18 protein-coding genes are annotated in these 16,470 nt (G+C 43.8%); 10 read left to right on the top strand and 8 right to left on the bottom strand.

The window, feature by feature from the left end; genetic code table 11:
- Window positions 1-10 precede the first annotated feature (10 nt).
- The gene (locus LA20533_RS03460; protein WP_054746400.1) at window positions 11-844 is read left to right on the top strand and encodes a hypothetical protein; all 834 of its coding nucleotides are present in this window, start codon (window positions 11-13) and stop codon (window positions 842-844) included.
- 20 nt (window positions 845-864) lie between these two features.
- Here the strand turns inward: LA20533_RS03460 and LA20533_RS08545 are convergent, their stop codons facing one another.
- Window positions 865-1,326 carry a hypothetical protein gene (locus LA20533_RS08545; RefSeq protein ID WP_141322574.1) on the bottom strand — a complete coding sequence of 154 codons (462 nt, stop codon included), beginning with the start codon at window positions 1,324-1,326 and terminating at the stop codon, window positions 865-867.
- Window positions 1,327-1,336: 10 nt separating this feature from the next.
- On the opposite strand from LA20533_RS08545, the gene LA20533_RS03455 reads away from it, so the two are divergent.
- The 3 genes from LA20533_RS03455 (at window position 1,337) to LA20533_RS03445 (ending at window position 4,014) form a co-directional block, all read left to right on the top strand.
- A complete protein-coding gene (locus LA20533_RS03455; RefSeq protein ID WP_056945886.1) occupies window positions 1,337-1,519 on the top strand; it encodes an LPXTG cell wall anchor domain-containing protein in 183 nt (60 codons plus the stop codon).
- Between the two features lie 143 nt (window positions 1,520-1,662).
- On the top strand, window positions 1,663-2,487 hold the full coding sequence (locus LA20533_RS03450) for a ZIP family metal transporter (RefSeq protein WP_056945887.1): 825 nt from the start codon (window positions 1,663-1,665) through the stop codon (window positions 2,485-2,487).
- Between the two features lie 279 nt (window positions 2,488-2,766).
- Window positions 2,767-4,014: a Fic family protein gene (locus LA20533_RS03445; RefSeq protein ID WP_162254391.1), complete on the top strand. Its 1,248-nt coding sequence runs from the start codon at window positions 2,767-2,769 to the stop codon at window positions 4,012-4,014.
- 246 nt (window positions 4,015-4,260) lie between these two features.
- Here the strand turns inward: LA20533_RS03445 and LA20533_RS03440 are convergent, their stop codons facing one another.
- Window positions 4,261-5,721 (bottom strand): CAP domain-containing protein, encoded by a 1,461-nt coding sequence (locus LA20533_RS03440; protein ID WP_056945889.1) that lies wholly within the window; start codon window positions 5,719-5,721, stop codon window positions 4,261-4,263.
- 156 nt (window positions 5,722-5,877) lie between these two features.
- Between LA20533_RS03440 and LA20533_RS03435 the strand changes: the two genes are divergently transcribed.
- Together LA20533_RS03435 and LA20533_RS03430 are read left to right on the top strand one after the other, a co-directional pair.
- On the top strand, window positions 5,878-6,960 hold the full coding sequence (locus LA20533_RS03435) for a D-alanine--D-alanine ligase family protein (protein WP_056945890.1): 1,083 nt from the start codon (window positions 5,878-5,880) through the stop codon (window positions 6,958-6,960).
- 82 nt (window positions 6,961-7,042) lie between these two features.
- Window positions 7,043-7,783 (top strand): hypothetical protein, encoded by a 741-nt coding sequence (locus tag LA20533_RS03430; protein WP_056945891.1) that lies wholly within the window; start codon window positions 7,043-7,045, stop codon window positions 7,781-7,783.
- A gap of 58 nt (window positions 7,784-7,841) precedes the next feature.
- On the opposite strand, the gene LA20533_RS03425 is transcribed toward LA20533_RS03430, so the two are convergent.
- The 3 genes from LA20533_RS03425 to LA20533_RS03415 all read right to left on the bottom strand — a co-directional run bounded on the left by LA20533_RS03425 (window position 7,842) and on the right by LA20533_RS03415 (window position 10,065).
- A complete protein-coding gene (locus LA20533_RS03425) occupies window positions 7,842-8,564 on the bottom strand; it encodes an LrgB family protein (RefSeq protein WP_054746407.1) in 723 nt (240 codons plus the stop codon).
- Window positions 8,565-8,566: 2 nt separating this feature from the next.
- Complete coding sequence (locus LA20533_RS03420) at window positions 8,567-8,989, bottom strand: CidA/LrgA family protein (protein WP_054746393.1); 423 nt, start codon at window positions 8,987-8,989, stop codon at window positions 8,567-8,569.
- Between the two features lie 194 nt (window positions 8,990-9,183).
- Complete coding sequence (locus LA20533_RS03415; protein ID WP_056945892.1) at window positions 9,184-10,065, bottom strand: Rgg/GadR/MutR family transcriptional regulator; 882 nt, start codon at window positions 10,063-10,065, stop codon at window positions 9,184-9,186.
- Between the two features lie 183 nt (window positions 10,066-10,248).
- Here LA20533_RS03415 and LA20533_RS03410 point away from each other — a divergent pair, with 183 nt between their 5' ends.
- Window positions 10,249-11,052 (top strand): hypothetical protein, encoded by an 804-nt coding sequence (locus LA20533_RS03410; protein WP_054746390.1) that lies wholly within the window; start codon window positions 10,249-10,251, stop codon window positions 11,050-11,052.
- Window positions 11,053-11,544: 492 nt separating this feature from the next.
- Here the strand turns inward: LA20533_RS03410 and lacB are convergent, their stop codons facing one another.
- From lacB to LA20533_RS03395, 3 genes are read right to left on the bottom strand one after another with little or no spacing between them, the layout of a single operon-like run.
- The gene (gene lacB / locus LA20533_RS03405; RefSeq protein ID WP_056945893.1) at window positions 11,545-12,063 is read right to left on the bottom strand and encodes a galactose-6-phosphate isomerase subunit LacB; all 519 of its coding nucleotides are present in this window, start codon (window positions 12,061-12,063) and stop codon (window positions 11,545-11,547) included.
- Window positions 12,064-12,089: 26 nt separating this feature from the next.
- Window positions 12,090-12,521 (bottom strand): galactose-6-phosphate isomerase subunit LacA, encoded by a 432-nt coding sequence (lacA, locus tag LA20533_RS03400; protein WP_054746457.1) that lies wholly within the window; start codon window positions 12,519-12,521, stop codon window positions 12,090-12,092.
- Between the two features lie 13 nt (window positions 12,522-12,534).
- On the bottom strand, window positions 12,535-13,302 hold the full coding sequence (locus tag LA20533_RS03395; RefSeq protein ID WP_236693774.1) for a DeoR/GlpR family DNA-binding transcription regulator: 768 nt from the start codon (window positions 13,300-13,302) through the stop codon (window positions 12,535-12,537).
- A gap of 431 nt (window positions 13,303-13,733) precedes the next feature.
- On the opposite strand from LA20533_RS03395, the gene LA20533_RS03390 reads away from it, so the two are divergent.
- The 3 genes from LA20533_RS03390 (at window position 13,734) to LA20533_RS03380 (ending at window position 16,285) form a co-directional block, all read left to right on the top strand.
- Window positions 13,734-14,222, top strand: coding sequence for a PTS sugar transporter subunit IIA (locus LA20533_RS03390; protein WP_056945894.1), 489 nt, complete (start codon window positions 13,734-13,736; stop codon window positions 14,220-14,222).
- Window positions 14,223-14,282: 60 nt separating this feature from the next.
- The gene (locus LA20533_RS03385; protein ID WP_054746458.1) at window positions 14,283-14,597 is read left to right on the top strand and encodes a PTS sugar transporter subunit IIB; all 315 of its coding nucleotides are present in this window, start codon (window positions 14,283-14,285) and stop codon (window positions 14,595-14,597) included.
- A 284-nt stretch (window positions 14,598-14,881) separates the two neighbouring features.
- Window positions 14,882-16,285, top strand: a complete 1,404-nt coding sequence (locus LA20533_RS03380; protein WP_056945895.1) for a PTS galactitol transporter subunit IIC — start codon at window positions 14,882-14,884, stop codon at window positions 16,283-16,285.
- Window positions 16,286-16,470: the final 185 nt, after the last annotated feature.

Genomic DNA, 16,470 nt, shown 5'->3' with positions numbered 1-16,470 from the left:
GGAGAATCAAATGGCACAAAGAGTAACGAGAAGTAGACGCAGACTGGAACAGAGCGAGAATAAGAAGTACAAGGGGTTCCTGGCCTTCAGCTTCTTTATTCTAATTAGTGTGGGCTTCTTCATGGCGACATTCATGAATCCCAGTTACATGGAGCGGCAGGTCAAGAAGGAGAGCAACGCGGTTATTGTGAACACGAAGCTTAATGATGGCTTCAATACTTTCGCTGAATCACTTGGTGCGGACCGGGCTTCGGAGCAGAATTTGCTGACGGAGGAAATCTCGGAGCCGATTGCCCAGGCATTGATTGACTATACACTGGGATTTCATTGGTTCAAGACGGACAACCAGGGCTTAGCCCGGCGGATTCAGGCAATTCTGGTCGAGCGCATCAACGATAACTCGTCAACGGAGACGAAGGCGATTAAAAAGTTGATTAATCAGAACAAGCGCACGGCGCAGTACGCTATTGCTAGTGGCTTTAATTTAACCGAAGTGACGGCATTAGCAAACGCGGTGACCTTGGCCTGGCTAATAGGTGGACTGATTGTCTTGTTGGGTCTAATCATGATCTTCTCGGTGATTCATCGTCTGCGTGGCTACCTGGGTGCGCGGGAGATTATCCACGATTTGAGTGGAGCGATGATGTGGGCGGCAGCATTCGTCATCGTCCTCTTTGGTATTGTTTCACTGATTCCGACGTTCATTAACCCTGAGCAATTATTTGGTCTTGGCTTCGGACTCTTCTTAGAGGTCGGCAGTGGGGTTTTCCTCGAATTAGTGATCGTGGGCGCGGTGTTCTACGTGCTCTCGACAATTCCGTGGGCATTAAGCAATACAAAGTAGTTAATAATTGAATATTGTAGTTATTGAAGTCGCTGGTGTGAACCAAAGACCACTACTACGACGACAATTGACGTCAAGACTGGTGAAGTTAAGGACATCACAACTAAGCCTGTTAACCCAGATGGCACAACAACAAATGTTGAACTTACTGCAAATGGTGGTAACCCAATAGTTAATGGTAAAGAAGTACCGGCAACGGGTGAAAATGTCGTAATTGATAACAAGACAACAGCAAACAACAATGGTGAGACTACCACAATCAAACATGATAATGGTGATGGCACGACAACAACTACTATTGTTGATAATAAGACTGGTGAAGTTAAAGACAAGAGTACGACTGTAACTACTGGAACTACTACAGGAACAGTTACGCCATCCACAGGTGGTAACAATACTAATGTTGTAAATCCTGAGGAAGGTAGCACCACAGGTTCAACAAGTAACAATGCTGGTACAGAAACTGAAATCGATCGAGACATGAATCCTGAGATGACAGCAAATACCAACAGCACCAACTCCGGTCAACCAACAACTGTAAGTGCAATTGACCAGGATAAATTACCACAGACTGATGAAGCTAAATCAAACGCCGGAATATTCGGTATGATTATGCTTGCCCTCAGCGGGTTAGTCCTCGGCTTTGGTAAGAGAAGAAAAGAGGAAGACAAATAGTCTCCCTTAACCACAAGAATCCATCGACGTAAGTCGGTGGTTTTTTGCGTCCAACCCCTCTTTTTCAAATAATGGCGTTTTCCAAAATATTATATTAGCCTTACCTAACTTTTTCTGTTATCATCTATGTGGAGGATAACAACATGACTGAGTTTTTTATGGGCCTCGCCCCGTGGCAACAGGCCCTAGCAGGTACATTATTCACGTATCTCATGACGGCTCTGGGTGCTGCACTCGTATTTTTCTTCAAAGACATCAAGAAGAACGTCTACAATCTAATGCTCGGATTCGCTTCTGGCGTCATGATTGCCGCCAGCTTCTGGTCTTTGCTCGCCCCAGCAATTGAACGCGCTGAAGATAGCGGTGGAATTCCTTGGCTAATTGTCGCCGTGGGCTTTTCCGCCGGTGGTTTCTTCTTATATCTCTCTGATAAGCTGATTCCCCACATGCATTTCCCGAAAGAAGCCGATGGTGAACGAATGTCGCCGCGCTTTCGTGGGACCGTATTACTAGTATTTTCTATCACATTACACAACATTCCTGAAGGCCTCGCGGTCGGTGTCGCCTTTGGTGCCTTGGCTTCCCAAGCCGATCCGAAAGCCGCATTGCTCGCTGCAATTGCCGTAGCCCTCGGAATTGGTATCCAGAACTTTCCGGAGGGAGCCGCCGTCTCGGTACCGTTGAGGCAGAGCGGAATGAGCCGGACAAAGGCCTTTGTCTATGGTCAAGCTTCCGGTGTGGTTGAACCACTTGCCGGGATTGCCGGTGCCGTGCTGGTCACATCGGTAACAGAGATTCTTCCGTACGCGCTGGCTTTTGCCGCTGGTGCGATGATCTACGTGGTAGTCGAGGAGTTGATTCCAACTGCTCAAGAAGCTGCCATTACCGGTGAGAAGAACCACTTCGCCGTTCTAGGCGTTATGGCCGGTTTCGTCGTCATGATGATTCTGGATGTCGCGCTAGGTTAGCTATTAAGTTATGAAGAGCTCATTTGAGCTCTTTTTTTGTGGATCTCAATCCATTATTTGACAAAACGGCCATTTTGTCAAAATATAGTTAAAAATGTAGTCCCTTATTTTACGAAACGGCCATTTTATCAAAATATAGTTAAAAATGTAGTCCCTTATTTGACAAAACAGCCATTTTGTCAAAATAGAATTAAAAATGTATAATGTAGATTGACAGAAAACCTATTTTAACCAATTAGAAAATTCGGTGTAAATATGCAATATTATCAGCAGTTAAAGGTGGTTAAATATAATACAGCCGGCCACCAGGAAAATTATCTTAATGAATATAAGCGACGTTTCAATTCTGAAACAACTTACCATACGAATTTGAAACCAAATCTCATTCGTCGTGGAGAATTCGCAACTGCCGGATATCCGATTTTTATTGTCAATCTACCAGAAATTACGTTAAGAACTGAGCAGATTCTCACCAGTACGCTCGAAATTAAGCGACTAACTGCACAATTACCTAACATCGCAGTTAGTCAGTTTCTAATCGAAACAATGGGTAATGAGATCGTTAGTACAAATGAAATTGAGGGAGTACAATCGACTAGGCAAGAGGTTGATGATGCAATCGTAGCTGCTAATGACAGTAAGACCAATGCGCGATTGACTTCGACAGTCAAGAAATACCAGGATATTTTAAAAGGTGACTTCTTGCACATCGAGAATCTAGAGGATATTAGGATAATCTACGATGAGCTACTAAAGGGTGAAATTAATCGGGCAGATTTACCAGATGGTCAACTGTTTAGAACTAATCCAGTTTATATTCAGGGTGGTAGTGTAGATAAGAAAGTCTTAGTAGCACCGACTAGTGAGGTTGAGATTACCCACAGGTTGGCCGATTGGCTAATGTTCATTAATGGGCATGATGTACCATTCCTAATTAAGGCGTTAATCGGTCATTATTTTTTCGAGAATACCCATCCTTTTTATGATGGTAATGGTCGAACCGGGCGCTACATTCTTTCGATGTATCTGGCACGTAAGTTGGATATCTTTACAGGTATTAGTTTCTCCCAGTCAGTGAGATCTAATCGTGAGAAGTACTATAAGGCTTTCTCGGATACTGGTGATGCTGATAATTTCGCCGATGGCACAAGTTTCGTACTTGAGTTGATGGAAATAATCTCGAGTAGGCAATCATTAATTATTCAGTCTCTTAACGAAAGAGCAACACAGCTCAAGCGCGCGAAGGTGCACATTATGGAGCAGTATACTGAAAATTCGCCAGAAAGACATATCCTCTATCTGCTAGTTCAATCACGCCTGTTCAATGATTCAGACACGACTGGTATTATTGATAATGAAATAAAAGAGTTAGGCAAGAAGAGGGGGCTCTCTGCCCGGAGTATCAACCAAGCCTTCTTACAGCTCACGGAAGCTGGAATAATTGACCTCATTAAACGACGTCCTTTACAGCACGTCATTTCTCGTCGATATTTAGCAGAGATAGAAAAAGCGCCTGAGACTATTTAGCCTCAAGCGCTTCTTTATTAGGTTGGACCTGTTCAGTGTGCCGGTGTTTCTTGCCAAACACGAAATAGCTCACAATGCCAACTAATGAAATACCTGTAATAATTAGAAAAAATACATCCGGTCTCACTGTAAGTCACGCCCCCAAGGTTATTTTCTAACTCCATTATGCAAAAACTGCGTTATTTAATCAAGCGGCAAACTTCAATGTAACCAAACTGTAATTATTCTGCTAGTTGTAATTTATTGTTATGATATTTTCTTGATGGTGCGCTCACGAACCCACTGCTCTGGGCCGATATAGTACCACGTGAAATCGCCATACTGGATTTTCTGTCCATACGCATATGAGTTCTGGGGTAAGAGACGGGCATATGTTGTCTTCTGGTGGCTGGGATAAGGACTGTTATAAATACGGAGGTTCACCCGGCCCCGGGGCACAGCGAGGATACCTGCCTGAATCTCCGGGTTCCGATAATAGTAGTAGTCTTGAAACCATTGCTTCTCGCCCAAGTTAACGAACTTCTGTCCGTCCTGGTATGATCGACCGAAAATAATACTGTTGATCTTTCGGCCAGAATTTAAGGAATCGCGCAGGGCCTCCGCCTCTTCCATTAACTTATTAACGGCAACTTCCGTTGGAGTCGGCGGTACCACTGGTTTAGGCTTCTCTTCCTGGTAAACCGGCTGATTGGCCGCAACCTGATTGTAGAGTTTAAAGGTATATTGCAGGATACCTTGAATATTCACTTGGTACGCGTGGCCTGAAACCAGGTTGATATTACCGGGATAGTATGTAATTACGGTCTGAAAGTTACCGTAGTGGCTCGAACTATAGTTACCGACATTTGTGGCATTCACCGTCTGCCCCGTATCTAAGTCCTTAATGGTGATTGCTGGAGTGCCTGTGACCGCTTGATCAGATAGGTAGAGCGACCACGCAATGTTCTCGCCCTGGAGTAGTTCAATAGGAAAGACCCCACTACTTGGGTAGGGCACACTACTCTTTGTGGGTTGACGAAAGATATCGTTGCCGAAAACAGCGGTTTGAACGGAGTAGCGGTAACCATTCGTGCCGTATGCAGCGCCAATACCTGTTTGACTTGCGCGTGTTGAAAGAATCCAGGCACGGTGTCCAGTATCGGCTCCGGTGAGATTATAGCTGTCCGTGACGAAATCTTTGACTACCTCACCAGCGGACTCGTCGTAGACGTTAAAGTTGAGGTTTGATGCGGCTGAGACTTGCTGTGCAGTCTGCCAATCCTCCTGACTGACAAAGTCCGGTTTAGTGACGTTTTCTAGTCCGTGTTGATCTACAAATGGATTGGCATTCACAGCGGCCATGATGGCTGCCGTTACTTGGGCAGACTTATTATCTGCCTCGTTAGATGAGATACTTGGGAGGTCAAAAAGGTAGCGGTAGTAGTTAATGTATGCCATCTGTGCAGTAATGTATGCCGGTGTCAGTGCCCCAGGGTTAAATGGGTCAAGAAGTGATGGCTCGATGGAGTAGAGGTTCTGACTGTTGTAGGGTGTCTTGTCTAGTTGAGCATAGTCGTTTTGTAGCTGCCTGATTAATGCCTTTTCCTGGTTGGTGAACACTGCTGCCTCAACTGGTTCGGGTATGGTTAGTGGTGTACCTAGTGGCATTATCAAGGAGACCAGAATCAATAGAGTAGCAATCTTTTGTTTGGCGCTTCGTTTCTGCATCAGAAAAAGTCCCCCTAATTAACTGAAATATCTAACCTCCATTATAAAGGACCTGGTGTTTATTTGGTAACAATTGGGTTTTCTTATCAAATTTTTTCCTTCTATGGCGAAAATCGTTATAATGAAGGTTCTAACAGTTGAAGAAAGGGCGAAATAATGATGGAGAAAATCAAAGTTGGTCTAGTTTTCGGTGGCGAATCCTCGGAATTCGAGGTTTCAGTGAACTCTGCCCAGAATATTTACCACGCAATTGATCAAGCTAAATATGAGGTTTACCCACTCGGATTCACGCAAGATGGTTACCTAGCGAGTCCAAGTGAGTCTAGTAAGCTATTGGAAGATGCCAGTTATCAGGTGGTGAGAGGCGAGACTGTACCCAACCTTAATCATCTGATTGAGCTACAAAACTATCCTGCACTGGATATTTTTCTGCCAATCATTCACGGAAATATCGGTGAAGACGGTGCCATTCAGGGCTTATTCCGGGTGCTTGGCGTGCCGTTCGTTGGGTCCGACGTCCTCGGAGCCGCGGCAACAATGGATAAGGATTTATCCAAAATTCTGGCTGAGAGGATTGGCCTCAAGGTGGCCAAGTGGCTAACCATCAAACGACCACAGTACGAGGATCAGATTGCCGAGTTCGTTGACTACGAACAGGTGGCGGCTAAACTCGGCCGCAAGGTCTTCGTGAAGCCGGCTAATCAGGGTTCCTCTGTGGGCATCGCACCGGCCCAGGATGCCACAGAGTATGCTGCCGCACTAGCGGATGCCTTCAGGTATGACGACAAGGTGCTCGTCGAGGAAGCCATTAATGCGATTGAGGTCGAGACGGCCGTGCTGGGGAACGACCGGCCAATCGTGAGCGGTGTGGGGCAGATAATCAATGCCGCCGACGAGTTCTACACATACGAGAATAAGTACGAGGAGAATTCTACCTCGACTTTGCAAATCCCGGCGGCGATTCCGGCAGAGACAGCTAGCCAGATTCGTGCACAGGCGCTTGCCATCTACCAAAAGATTGAGGTGTTTGGCCTAGCCCGTGTAGACTTTATGATTAAGCGGGAAACGGGTGAGATCATTTTCAATGAGATCAATGCAATTCCTGGATTCACGAATATCAGCATGTACCCGAAATTGTTTGAGCAGGCGGGCATTCATTATCCGGAGCTCATTGACCAGCTGATTCAATTTGGCCTGGAGCGGTATCGCCACCTGCAGGAGTTGAGTCACCACATCTAAACAGGCGTTATCTCACCTTTGTATTTAATTTAGTGGCATTAAATTATATAATTGAGGGAGATAACAAGTGGGGGAGACATCCATGTCAGATAAGCACGATTTCGAGGAAATGTTAGAACCAGCCCAAGCAGCTGCACAATTAAAGATTAGCGTTGCGACGCTGCGTAAGTACTCCTTAATTGTTGAGGATGTGACTGGCAATGGGGAGTATTTCGTGCGCACTAAGCAGAAGACACGGCTCTATTCTGCGCAAAATGTGGCTGATTTGCATGACTTTAAGCAACTGAGTAAGGATGCCTCGCTCACTTTGAAAGAGGCAGCCAGACAAATATATGCTGTAGAAGATGCGCAACAATCTGCGCCAGAGGTGGTGGTAGACCCAGATAACTTAAACCAAGGCCAAGTGGTTGAGCTATTGCAATTGTTGCAGTCGACCATTGCACAACAAAATGAGGCAATTAAGAATCTCCAGCAGCAGGTGGCTACAGTTCAGAAGCAGAATAAGCAGTTATTGAACATGCAACAAGCACTAGACGTACCAAAGAAAACAACGAAATCCGTTCAAACTGAGCTCAAATTCGACCAGCCCGACGGGGCTGATGATATTCCAGATCTGGAACCAGAGGATGTGGAGCGCGTGCCTGAGCAGGTTGAGCAGAAGTTAAACGAGTTGCAACAAGATGCTCCGGATGATCCACGGGCCGAAATCCTCACCAAGGCAGTGGAGAACAGCGAAGCGGCGAAGCAGCCTCAATTCAGGACTTTGGCCGACATGCAGCTCCCAAAGGATAAGAAACATTGGTGGAATAGATTTAGAGAATAAAATAAATGACCTACTTACCCGATTAATAAAAATCGAGTGGTAGGTCATTTTTTAATTACTACATTAAAATATTCGCCATAATTGGCACAACTAAGTCAACAACTAAGCCAATCACGATGATGGCAATTGAGGATGTTGAACCCTCGATCTCGCCGACCTCTAGTGCTTTGACGCTGCCTAGAGTATGGCCCGATGCACCTAAGCCCAATCCTAGAGCAATTGGACCCCGCTCCATCCTGAATAACTTAATCAGGTACTTGCCGATTGCTAAGATGATGACACCATTTGTGATTGCGGTCATGGCTGTAATTGCGGGATCACCGCCAATAGCTGCAGAAATCGGGAGGGCAATCGCTGTGGTTGCACCCTGTGGCAGCATGGCGAGCACTGCCGATTTTTCCAGGCCGAGGGCCGTGGCTGTGAGGTAAATCAAGATGGTCGAGACCACAGTGGCGATAATGAGTGAAACAATAATCTCCACCCAGTATTTCTTCAAAATGTCATTTCGTTTATACAGGGGGATGGCGAAGGCAATCGTTGCGGGATTCACAAACCAGAAAATAATATCGCCACCAGGCTTATACATCTTTGTGTAGACATCTTGGATATCCACGTGGATTAGGTGACTGAAGAGAATCAGCAGGAAAATACCGAGCACCATGGCCATGAAGAGCGGCTGAAAGAAGAATTTACCGTTACTACGCTTGAATAGAAACATGCCCATGAGGTAGACGCCAATAGAGAAGAAGATACCGAAATATGGTTGTGTCAAAACATCCATCATTATTTGAGCCCCTCCTTTTGTGCTTTGCGTGCACTGAACTTGCGACGCATGACGATAATTGTGTAGGCCACGAAGTAGGTAACGGCCAGCATGATTACCGTGGAGATGATCACCACGGCAATGATTTGAAAGCCCTGTTTCTGCATGACATCGAGGCTCCCTAACAGTGAAATACCTGAGGGCACGAACAGAAACGCGATAATGCTGATGAGGAAGCTACCGAAGCTGTCGACCCATTCTAGTTTGACAATCTTAAAGGTCAGGAGGAGGTAGAGAATCACGAGGCCGACTACTGGTGTTGGGGCAGGGAAACTCGCGGGGAATAGCGCGGAGATTAGACTAGAGACGAAAAGGATCGTCGAAAATATTCCGATTTGGACTAAAATGGGGGCTTGTTTGGGCTTCGTCGACTTGTTCTGCATGGTAACTCCCTTTGTGAAATTTACGATAGTTTGTGAAATAACAAACTATAATCGCCGACTTAATGCGGTTCTAGTTTGCTCACTTTTTGCACAATGGCTTTACTATAACAGAAAGTAAGTAAAAAGTATAATATCCGTACTGCAAAAAAACCACTTCTGGATTCGGAAGTGATTTTATAGATTGAATATTAGTTTTAGACAAAACTTTGATCGGCAAGGAAATTTCTTAGTTGGTTAGCGCGAGTCGGATAATCGTAGTTTTCTAAACATACCAAAATCTCTGTGATAGTCTTCTGATTAGTAGTACTCTGGAACTCTTTAAATTGGGTGTATGCAAGAAAAAATCTAACTAGAATTTTCTTGAAAAAAAGTTGCTCAGGTAAGGCAATTTTTGAAAATTTAGAGAGAATATTTTTTGCTGTTATGTTTTGTTTATGCCGAGTAAGGTAGACAGAGGTCTGTAGCAGGGCATCTACAAGGTTATTCTTAATTGAAACAGGGCAATCGATGTCCGCTACCCGGCGCATTAGTTCTGAGCAGGCGGATTTAATAAAATCTAGTTCGAGAATTGGTAGGATGTTGACGAACGCCAGTAATTCGAATTTATACCAACGCTCTACACCAAAGAGGTATTCGATTACTTCTGTTTTTAAGAATGATTGTGTCGAGGTAATTGGTTTCTCGGTAAGGATTTGATTGATTAATTGCAGTAGGGATAAATAGACTTTTGTTGCTGAACTGGGCTTTGTGGCTAACGTCAATCGAGCGATTTCTTTAGTGATCGATTGAATCAACTCTTGTTTATTCTGATTGCTGAGAAGATAGGACTGACTAATTTCTTCAAGAAAAGACAGTTGGTCTTCAAATTGTGTAGGGGGTAGCTCAGATATAAACTCGGAAGTTGATAAAGTAATGTTATCTAGGAGAGGTGCAAGTTTATTCAAGGTGATGTCGGAGTCGCCGCGCTCGAATTTGGACAGTTGAGCAATAGAGATGTAATCAAGACTGACATCCCGCAAAGAATAATTTTTATTCTTTCTCATGCTGTGAAATGTACTACCGTAACCATTTTTCATCTCTGACCCCCCTATAAAATACAGCTAGATTATCATATATAATAAGATTTTTTTTGAAGCTGAATATTCGATTATAATAACTGTAGGTGCAATTAATTATTTAATTAGTGCGATTATATGCTTCGGCCGGATAAATGTCTATAGTCATGGAGGGATAATTCCTTAAATGAAAGGAGATTAATAATGAAATTGAAAAAAAAAAGTTTGTACATTCCGACTTTGGGCCTGACACTGGTACTTGTGTTGGCTCTGGTCTACTTAGCATCACAGACCAAAGCTAGTGAACAAATCTCTACAAGTAGGAGTCCAACAGTTTCGTTAGCAAAAACAAAGAAGGACTTTTATAAAGACAAGGTCAAAAATATTTCGGGTGATTTAAAACTGGCAAATTACCCAACAAATTTTCAAGACCTGGTTGCTAAGGGAGAGCTAACTATCTTGGGTACAGTTCAGCAGCTCAAGAGTTATGTATATGCTCCATACGGCGAAGAGGGGCCGGCCAATCCATATACAATGGCGACAATTAAGGTTGATCAGCTTCTGGACGGGACGGCTCCTGGTGCAACAGTTAATGTTTTGTTTGCCGGAGGAAACATTTCTCAGAAAGAACTTCTTGTGGATGTTTCTCAGAAAGAATGGTTAACCGAGGCAGAACGTAAGGATGCCCAGTCAGATGAAGTAATCACTGTGAAAGAATCTTATTCACCGCTTCCACAAGTAGGCGAGAGTATGGCCTTGATTTTAAATCAAGCACCCGCTGGTTCAAACGGTATCGATGAAGAATATTTTATGGCTGCATTTTCGGGAAAGGGAATTTTCTTGAATAATAATGGAACATTCGAAAGAGAGCCTGAGTTGCAGCCAACTGGTGGAGGAGAAGATTCAAACGGAGTTCTGCGTGTAAGACGTTCTGCTGCCGTCCAGATTCCTACGGACGATGAAATCATGAACAAGGGAATGAATGAGTTAATCCAGTCTAAGAGCTAACTTAATTGAAGTGAAGAAAAAATAATACCCCTGTAGTTAAAGTTATGTCCAATGCGGATATATTACTTTATCTATAGGGGTATTTAATTAGCGTTTTTTATTGAGCTTGACGCTTTTTGTCACAACTTGGTTTAACTGTGTTCCAAAAAGCAAACCACTCACCCTAGCTTATTTGCCAACGGAATTCACTTCGTTCTTCCTCGCCAATCTTCGCTAGATGTTCGTGGTCTAAACGCTTTTTGTCACAACTTGGTTTAACTGTGTTCCAAAAAGCAAACCACTCACCCTAGCTTATTTGCCAACGGAATTCACTTCGTTCTTCCTCGCCAATCTTCGCTAGATGTTCGTGGTCTAAACGCTTTTTGTCACAACTTATAATCGTGTTCCGTGCAACAACTCTCTGCGTCTAGCTAACAAGCCTTTCCTCACTGTGTGAGACTTCGTCAGGTTCCGCTAGTACTCAAGAGTTACCCGTTGCCGTCACAACTTGGTTTAATCGTGATAATATCCTTCATTCCACTTCTCCAGCTCTTCATCGAAGAAGTGTGGGTTGTCTTTTTGATCAGGATCTGGCTTTGCAATGTTATTGATTTTCTCAATAATTTTAGCATTCTCGGGAGTCTCTTTGTATTCAGCAGCCATAAATGCCTTAATCATGTCTTCTGCCAAGTGCTCGCCAACAGTTGCACCGCCGAAGCCCAATACGTTGGCATTCAGGTACTCCTTGGCGTACTTAGCGGATGTAACATCATTTGCCATTGCTGCACGCACGCCCTCGTTCTTGTCGGCTGCAGTGCTGATACCAATACCGGTCCCGCAAAGCACGACCCCAAGGTCTGCGTGGCCCTCTGCTACGTCTTCTGCGACCTTCTTACCATAGATAGGGTAGTGTGTTCTGGTGAAGTCGTAGGTGCCTTCGTCGATGACCTCGTGGCCCTCAGCCTTCAAAAAGTCAGATAATTTCTGTTTAACATCGGTTACGATGTGATCATTACCAATAGCGATTCTCATAGTAGTTTATTCTCCTTTTCGTAAAATTAAATCATCTTGCTGAGCATGTCTAATCTGATTTGGTGCCGACCGCCGGCGTACTCTGTGTCGAGATAGCGTTGCACAATCTCTACTGCCTTTTGTGTACCAACGACACCGGAGCCGATTGAGATTGCCTTTGCACCGTTGTGCTCGGCGGTCATGTGTGCTGTATTCTCATCACCGACGTTTGCTGTGACCATTCCGCGCACCTTGTTGCTGGCCATTGCTGAGCCGACACCGTATTCGTCAAACATGATGGCTTTGCTAGCCTCACCAGACAATACCTTATCGGTCACGGCTAGTGAAGATTCAACAAAATCTTCAGCTGGCTTATCTTCAGTCACGTCTATTACCTGATACTTCTTGTCCAACAAATACTTTTTCACTGCTTCTTTCAACTGAAATCCGTCTTTATCTGCTCCAATAACTACTTGCATGCCTATTCTCCTTTTATTTGATAATCCTTGTGTAGCCTTCATACTTCTTAACAAACTCGTTCGGAACACTTGCATCGGTGATTAGTCCATCTACATTATCCAGCGCGTAGAAGGTGTAGAAATCCTCCTGGTCGAACTTCGTGTGGTCGGCCACAATGTACTTCTGATCCGAACGGTCAAGCGCCAGCTTCTGCATCTGTCCCTCATCGGGATTGGAGTTGGTCACCTTGTTATTGTTGACGCCGTTCACGCTGATGAAGCTCTTCTGAAAGTGAAGCTGCTCAATCAAGCTGTTCGCTAAACTACCGATGAAAGCGCCAGAATATTCACGTAATTTCCCACCAACAAGTGCAATGTCAATCTCCGGATGTGTGCGACGGAATCCTTCAAAGACTGGCAGGCTGTTGGTGATAATACGCACGTTCTTAACCTTCAAGTATTGGGCAACGAGCTCGTTCGTCGTCCCGGTACCGAGAAAGATTGTCTCACCATCGTTAATCATGCTGCTGACAATCTTTGCAATCTGTGCTTTCTCCGGTTTGTTCAATGCGCGTTTCTGTGTGTGGCTGAGTTCCTTTGAGCCGACCTGAAAGTTGACACTCTGTGCGCCGCCGTGGACGCGGATAATCTTGTTGTCGGTTGCTAATTCATCTAGGTCACGCCTGATGGTCATCGAGCTGACCTTCAAGTGCTTACTGATATCGTTAACACTAACAACGCCACGTTGATTAGCGAGCCGCGTAATCTCGCGCAGTCGTTCGTTCTTTAATATAGTAATCACCCCTACAATGTTTCTTTTTGTTTGTTAATGTAAGTATTGAACAATTTCAAAATAGCACATGAACAATAAGGTGTCAACAAAAGCTTACCGCCTACATTTGCGCTAAATAGCCGTTTATGCCCGATAAATATAAGAAAATTACACTTTTTTAAAACTATTAAATTCAATTGTTGAATAGGCAAAATATGTGCTCTTTTGTGAAATTGTTTTGCATTAATGTTTAATTGATTTATACCATTAATGTATAAACAAGACTTATATTACGCGGTTTATTAAATAATGAAAGTGATTTCATAAAAAGTGTTGACTTTTGTAAGCGCTTATATTTTAATTAAGCGTGTAGAAAACAAACAAATAAAAACATAAAGTAACAAGAGTTTTCTGCTATTAACGCTTTTTACTTTTAGAAAGGTGGTAGGATTATCGACACTATGAAGAAGACGCTGTTTGCACCAGATGCTGTATTTATTAGTAAGGAAACATCGCGGGACGCTGTATTTGAAGACGTTGCACGGCAACTGCTGCAAGCGGGCTATGTCAAAGATGATTTTTTATGCAACCTGAAGGAACGTGAGAATAATTACCCAACGGGAATTGACATCACGCCTATCTCCACCGAGCTGGCCAACGTGGCTATCCCACACACAGAAGGCGAATTCGTCAATGCGAGATTGATTGTGCCGGTTAAATTAACCCAAGAGGTGACGTTTAAGAACATGATTTTACCCGACGAGGAATTGTCGGTTAAGTTTCTCTTCATGATCCTGAACAACGATCCGGAAGGGCAGGCAAACGTATTGGCGCAGATTATGGACTTCTTGAGTCAGACGCCGGTAGCCGACTTGCAACAGCTTTTCGCAAGTGAAGATACCACCGCGATTTATCAATTTTTGGCAACACACTTTAAAGAAGATATCTAATGAACCACATAACAAACCAGGTTTCACCAGATATAAATTTGTTAGTAGGAGGAAATACAAATGGCAAAAACAGTTAAGGTATTAGCAGCTTGTGGTGCAGGAGTAAATTCATCACACCAAATCAAGGATGCACTTGAGAAAGAGATGAAATCACGTGGCCACAATGTTGTGGTCGATGCAGTGATGGTTAAGGATGTCAACAAGGATATGATTTCTAAATATGACCTGTTTACACCAATCGCAAAAACCGATCTTGGATTTACACCAAGTATTCCGGTTGTTGATGCTGGCCCAATTCTTTACAGAATTCCAACGATGGCAAAGCCGGTTTACGATAAGGTAGAGGCCGCTGTGAAGGAAATTGAAAAGAACTAAAGTTGAAGTTGTGACGGTGAACGGTTAGCTTGTGACCACTAACGAAGATTGTTGAGGGGCTGCGTAGCAGGACTAAAAACGAGCTAGTTAGGTAAGCAAGCTGTTCGACGGAACACAATTAAACAAGTTGTGAACCAAAGCGGGTAGAGCACAAGCATCTAGCGAAGTTTGTTAAGGAAAAGCGTAGCGAATTCCGTAGGCAAATAAGCTAGGGTGAGCGCTTTGCTTTGGGGAACACAATTAGAACTGCGACGGAGCACCTATTATTCTTGGAGGAATAAAAAATGGATTTTATTATTAACTTCGCAAACACGGTCTTCAAACCCTTGATTGACCTGGGCGCAGCACCATTGATGCTGATCGTCTTGACCTTAATCGCATTAATTTTCAGAGTTAAATTCTCGAAAGCTTTAGAGGGTGGTATTAAATTAGCCATTGCCTTGACAGCTATCGGTAGTGTCATCAACATGTTGACAACTACTTTCCAATCAGCCCTAGACAGTTTCGTTAAGAATACTGGCTTAAGCTTGAACATCACCGATGTTGGTTGGGCACCACTTGCAACAATCACCTGGGGATCACCATATACGCTGTTCTTCCTGTTGATTCTGATTATTGTTAACATCATTATGTTGTTTATGAACAAAACCAACACGCTGGACGTAGATATCTTCGATGTTTGGCACCTCGCATTCGTTGGCTTGTTCGCGAAGTACTGTGGCGCACCACTCTGGTTAGCTACACTGCTCGTTATCGTAATTGGTATCATGAAGATTATCAACTCAGACTTGATGAAACCAACTTTCAGTGACTTGTTGGATGCACCAGATGATAACCCAATGACCACGACGCACATGAACTACATGATGAATCCGATCATCATGGTCTTCAACAAGATTTTCGATAAATTATTCTACAAACTAGACAAGTATGACTTCGATTCAGCTAAACTGAACGAAAAAATTGGTTTCTGGGGTAGTCGGTTTGCAATCGGTATCTATCTTGGTATTTTCATCGGTTTACTTTCACGTTCAAGTGTCCAAGAAATTTTCACACTCTCATTAACAGCTGCAACGTGCATGGAGTTATTCTCAATTATCGGTTCATGGTTCATCGCAGCCGTAGAACCACTTTCACAAGGTATCACAGACTTTGCTAGCAAGCGTCTTAACGGCCGTACCTTCAACATCGGACTTGACTGGCCATTTATCGCTGGTCGTTCAGAAGTTTGGGCAGCAGCAAATGTTTTAGCACCTATCATGTTACTTGAATCATTGATCTTACCGGGTAACGGCTTGTTACCACTTGGTGGTATCATTGCCATGGGTGTAACACCAGCATTGTTGGTTGTAACTCGTGGCCGGATCCTGCGGATGATCATCATCGGCGCAATTGAATTACCAATCTTCCTCTGGGCTGGTACATTATCAGCACCGTTCGTTACAGCAACAGCTAAGGCCGTTGGGGCATTCCCTAAAGGTCTCGCATCAGGAACTTTGATCTCACATACTACTATGGAAGGTCCTATCGAGAAATTCCTTGCATACCTAGTAGGTAACGCATCTAAGTCTGGTGGCATGTTCATTCTCTATGCTGCAGCAGCAATTGCAGCTTACATCTTAATCTTCTGGTGGTACTCACGTCAGATGAAGAAACGTAATGCTGAATATGCAGCAGCAAAGAACTAATAAGTAGTGCCCAAAGACAGGTAAAGAATGAGGATTAAGGAACATTTGTTGATAATCCTGGTTTTAGGATTATAGCAAATGGAAATTAACCGGAGTTCTTTGTCTTTGGAAACACATTTAAGAAGTAATACACACAAGTTAGGAAACACAATAACATCAGATTTGTTTATGAAAGGGAATACTAC

This window comes from Amylolactobacillus amylophilus DSM 20533 = JCM 1125, from assembly GCF_001936335.1.
Taxonomy (GTDB): domain Bacteria; phylum Bacillota; class Bacilli; order Lactobacillales; family Lactobacillaceae; genus Amylolactobacillus; species Amylolactobacillus amylophilus.
The sequence above is the reverse complement of the archived record's forward strand: the minus strand, read 5'-3'. Positions and strand labels throughout refer to the sequence as shown.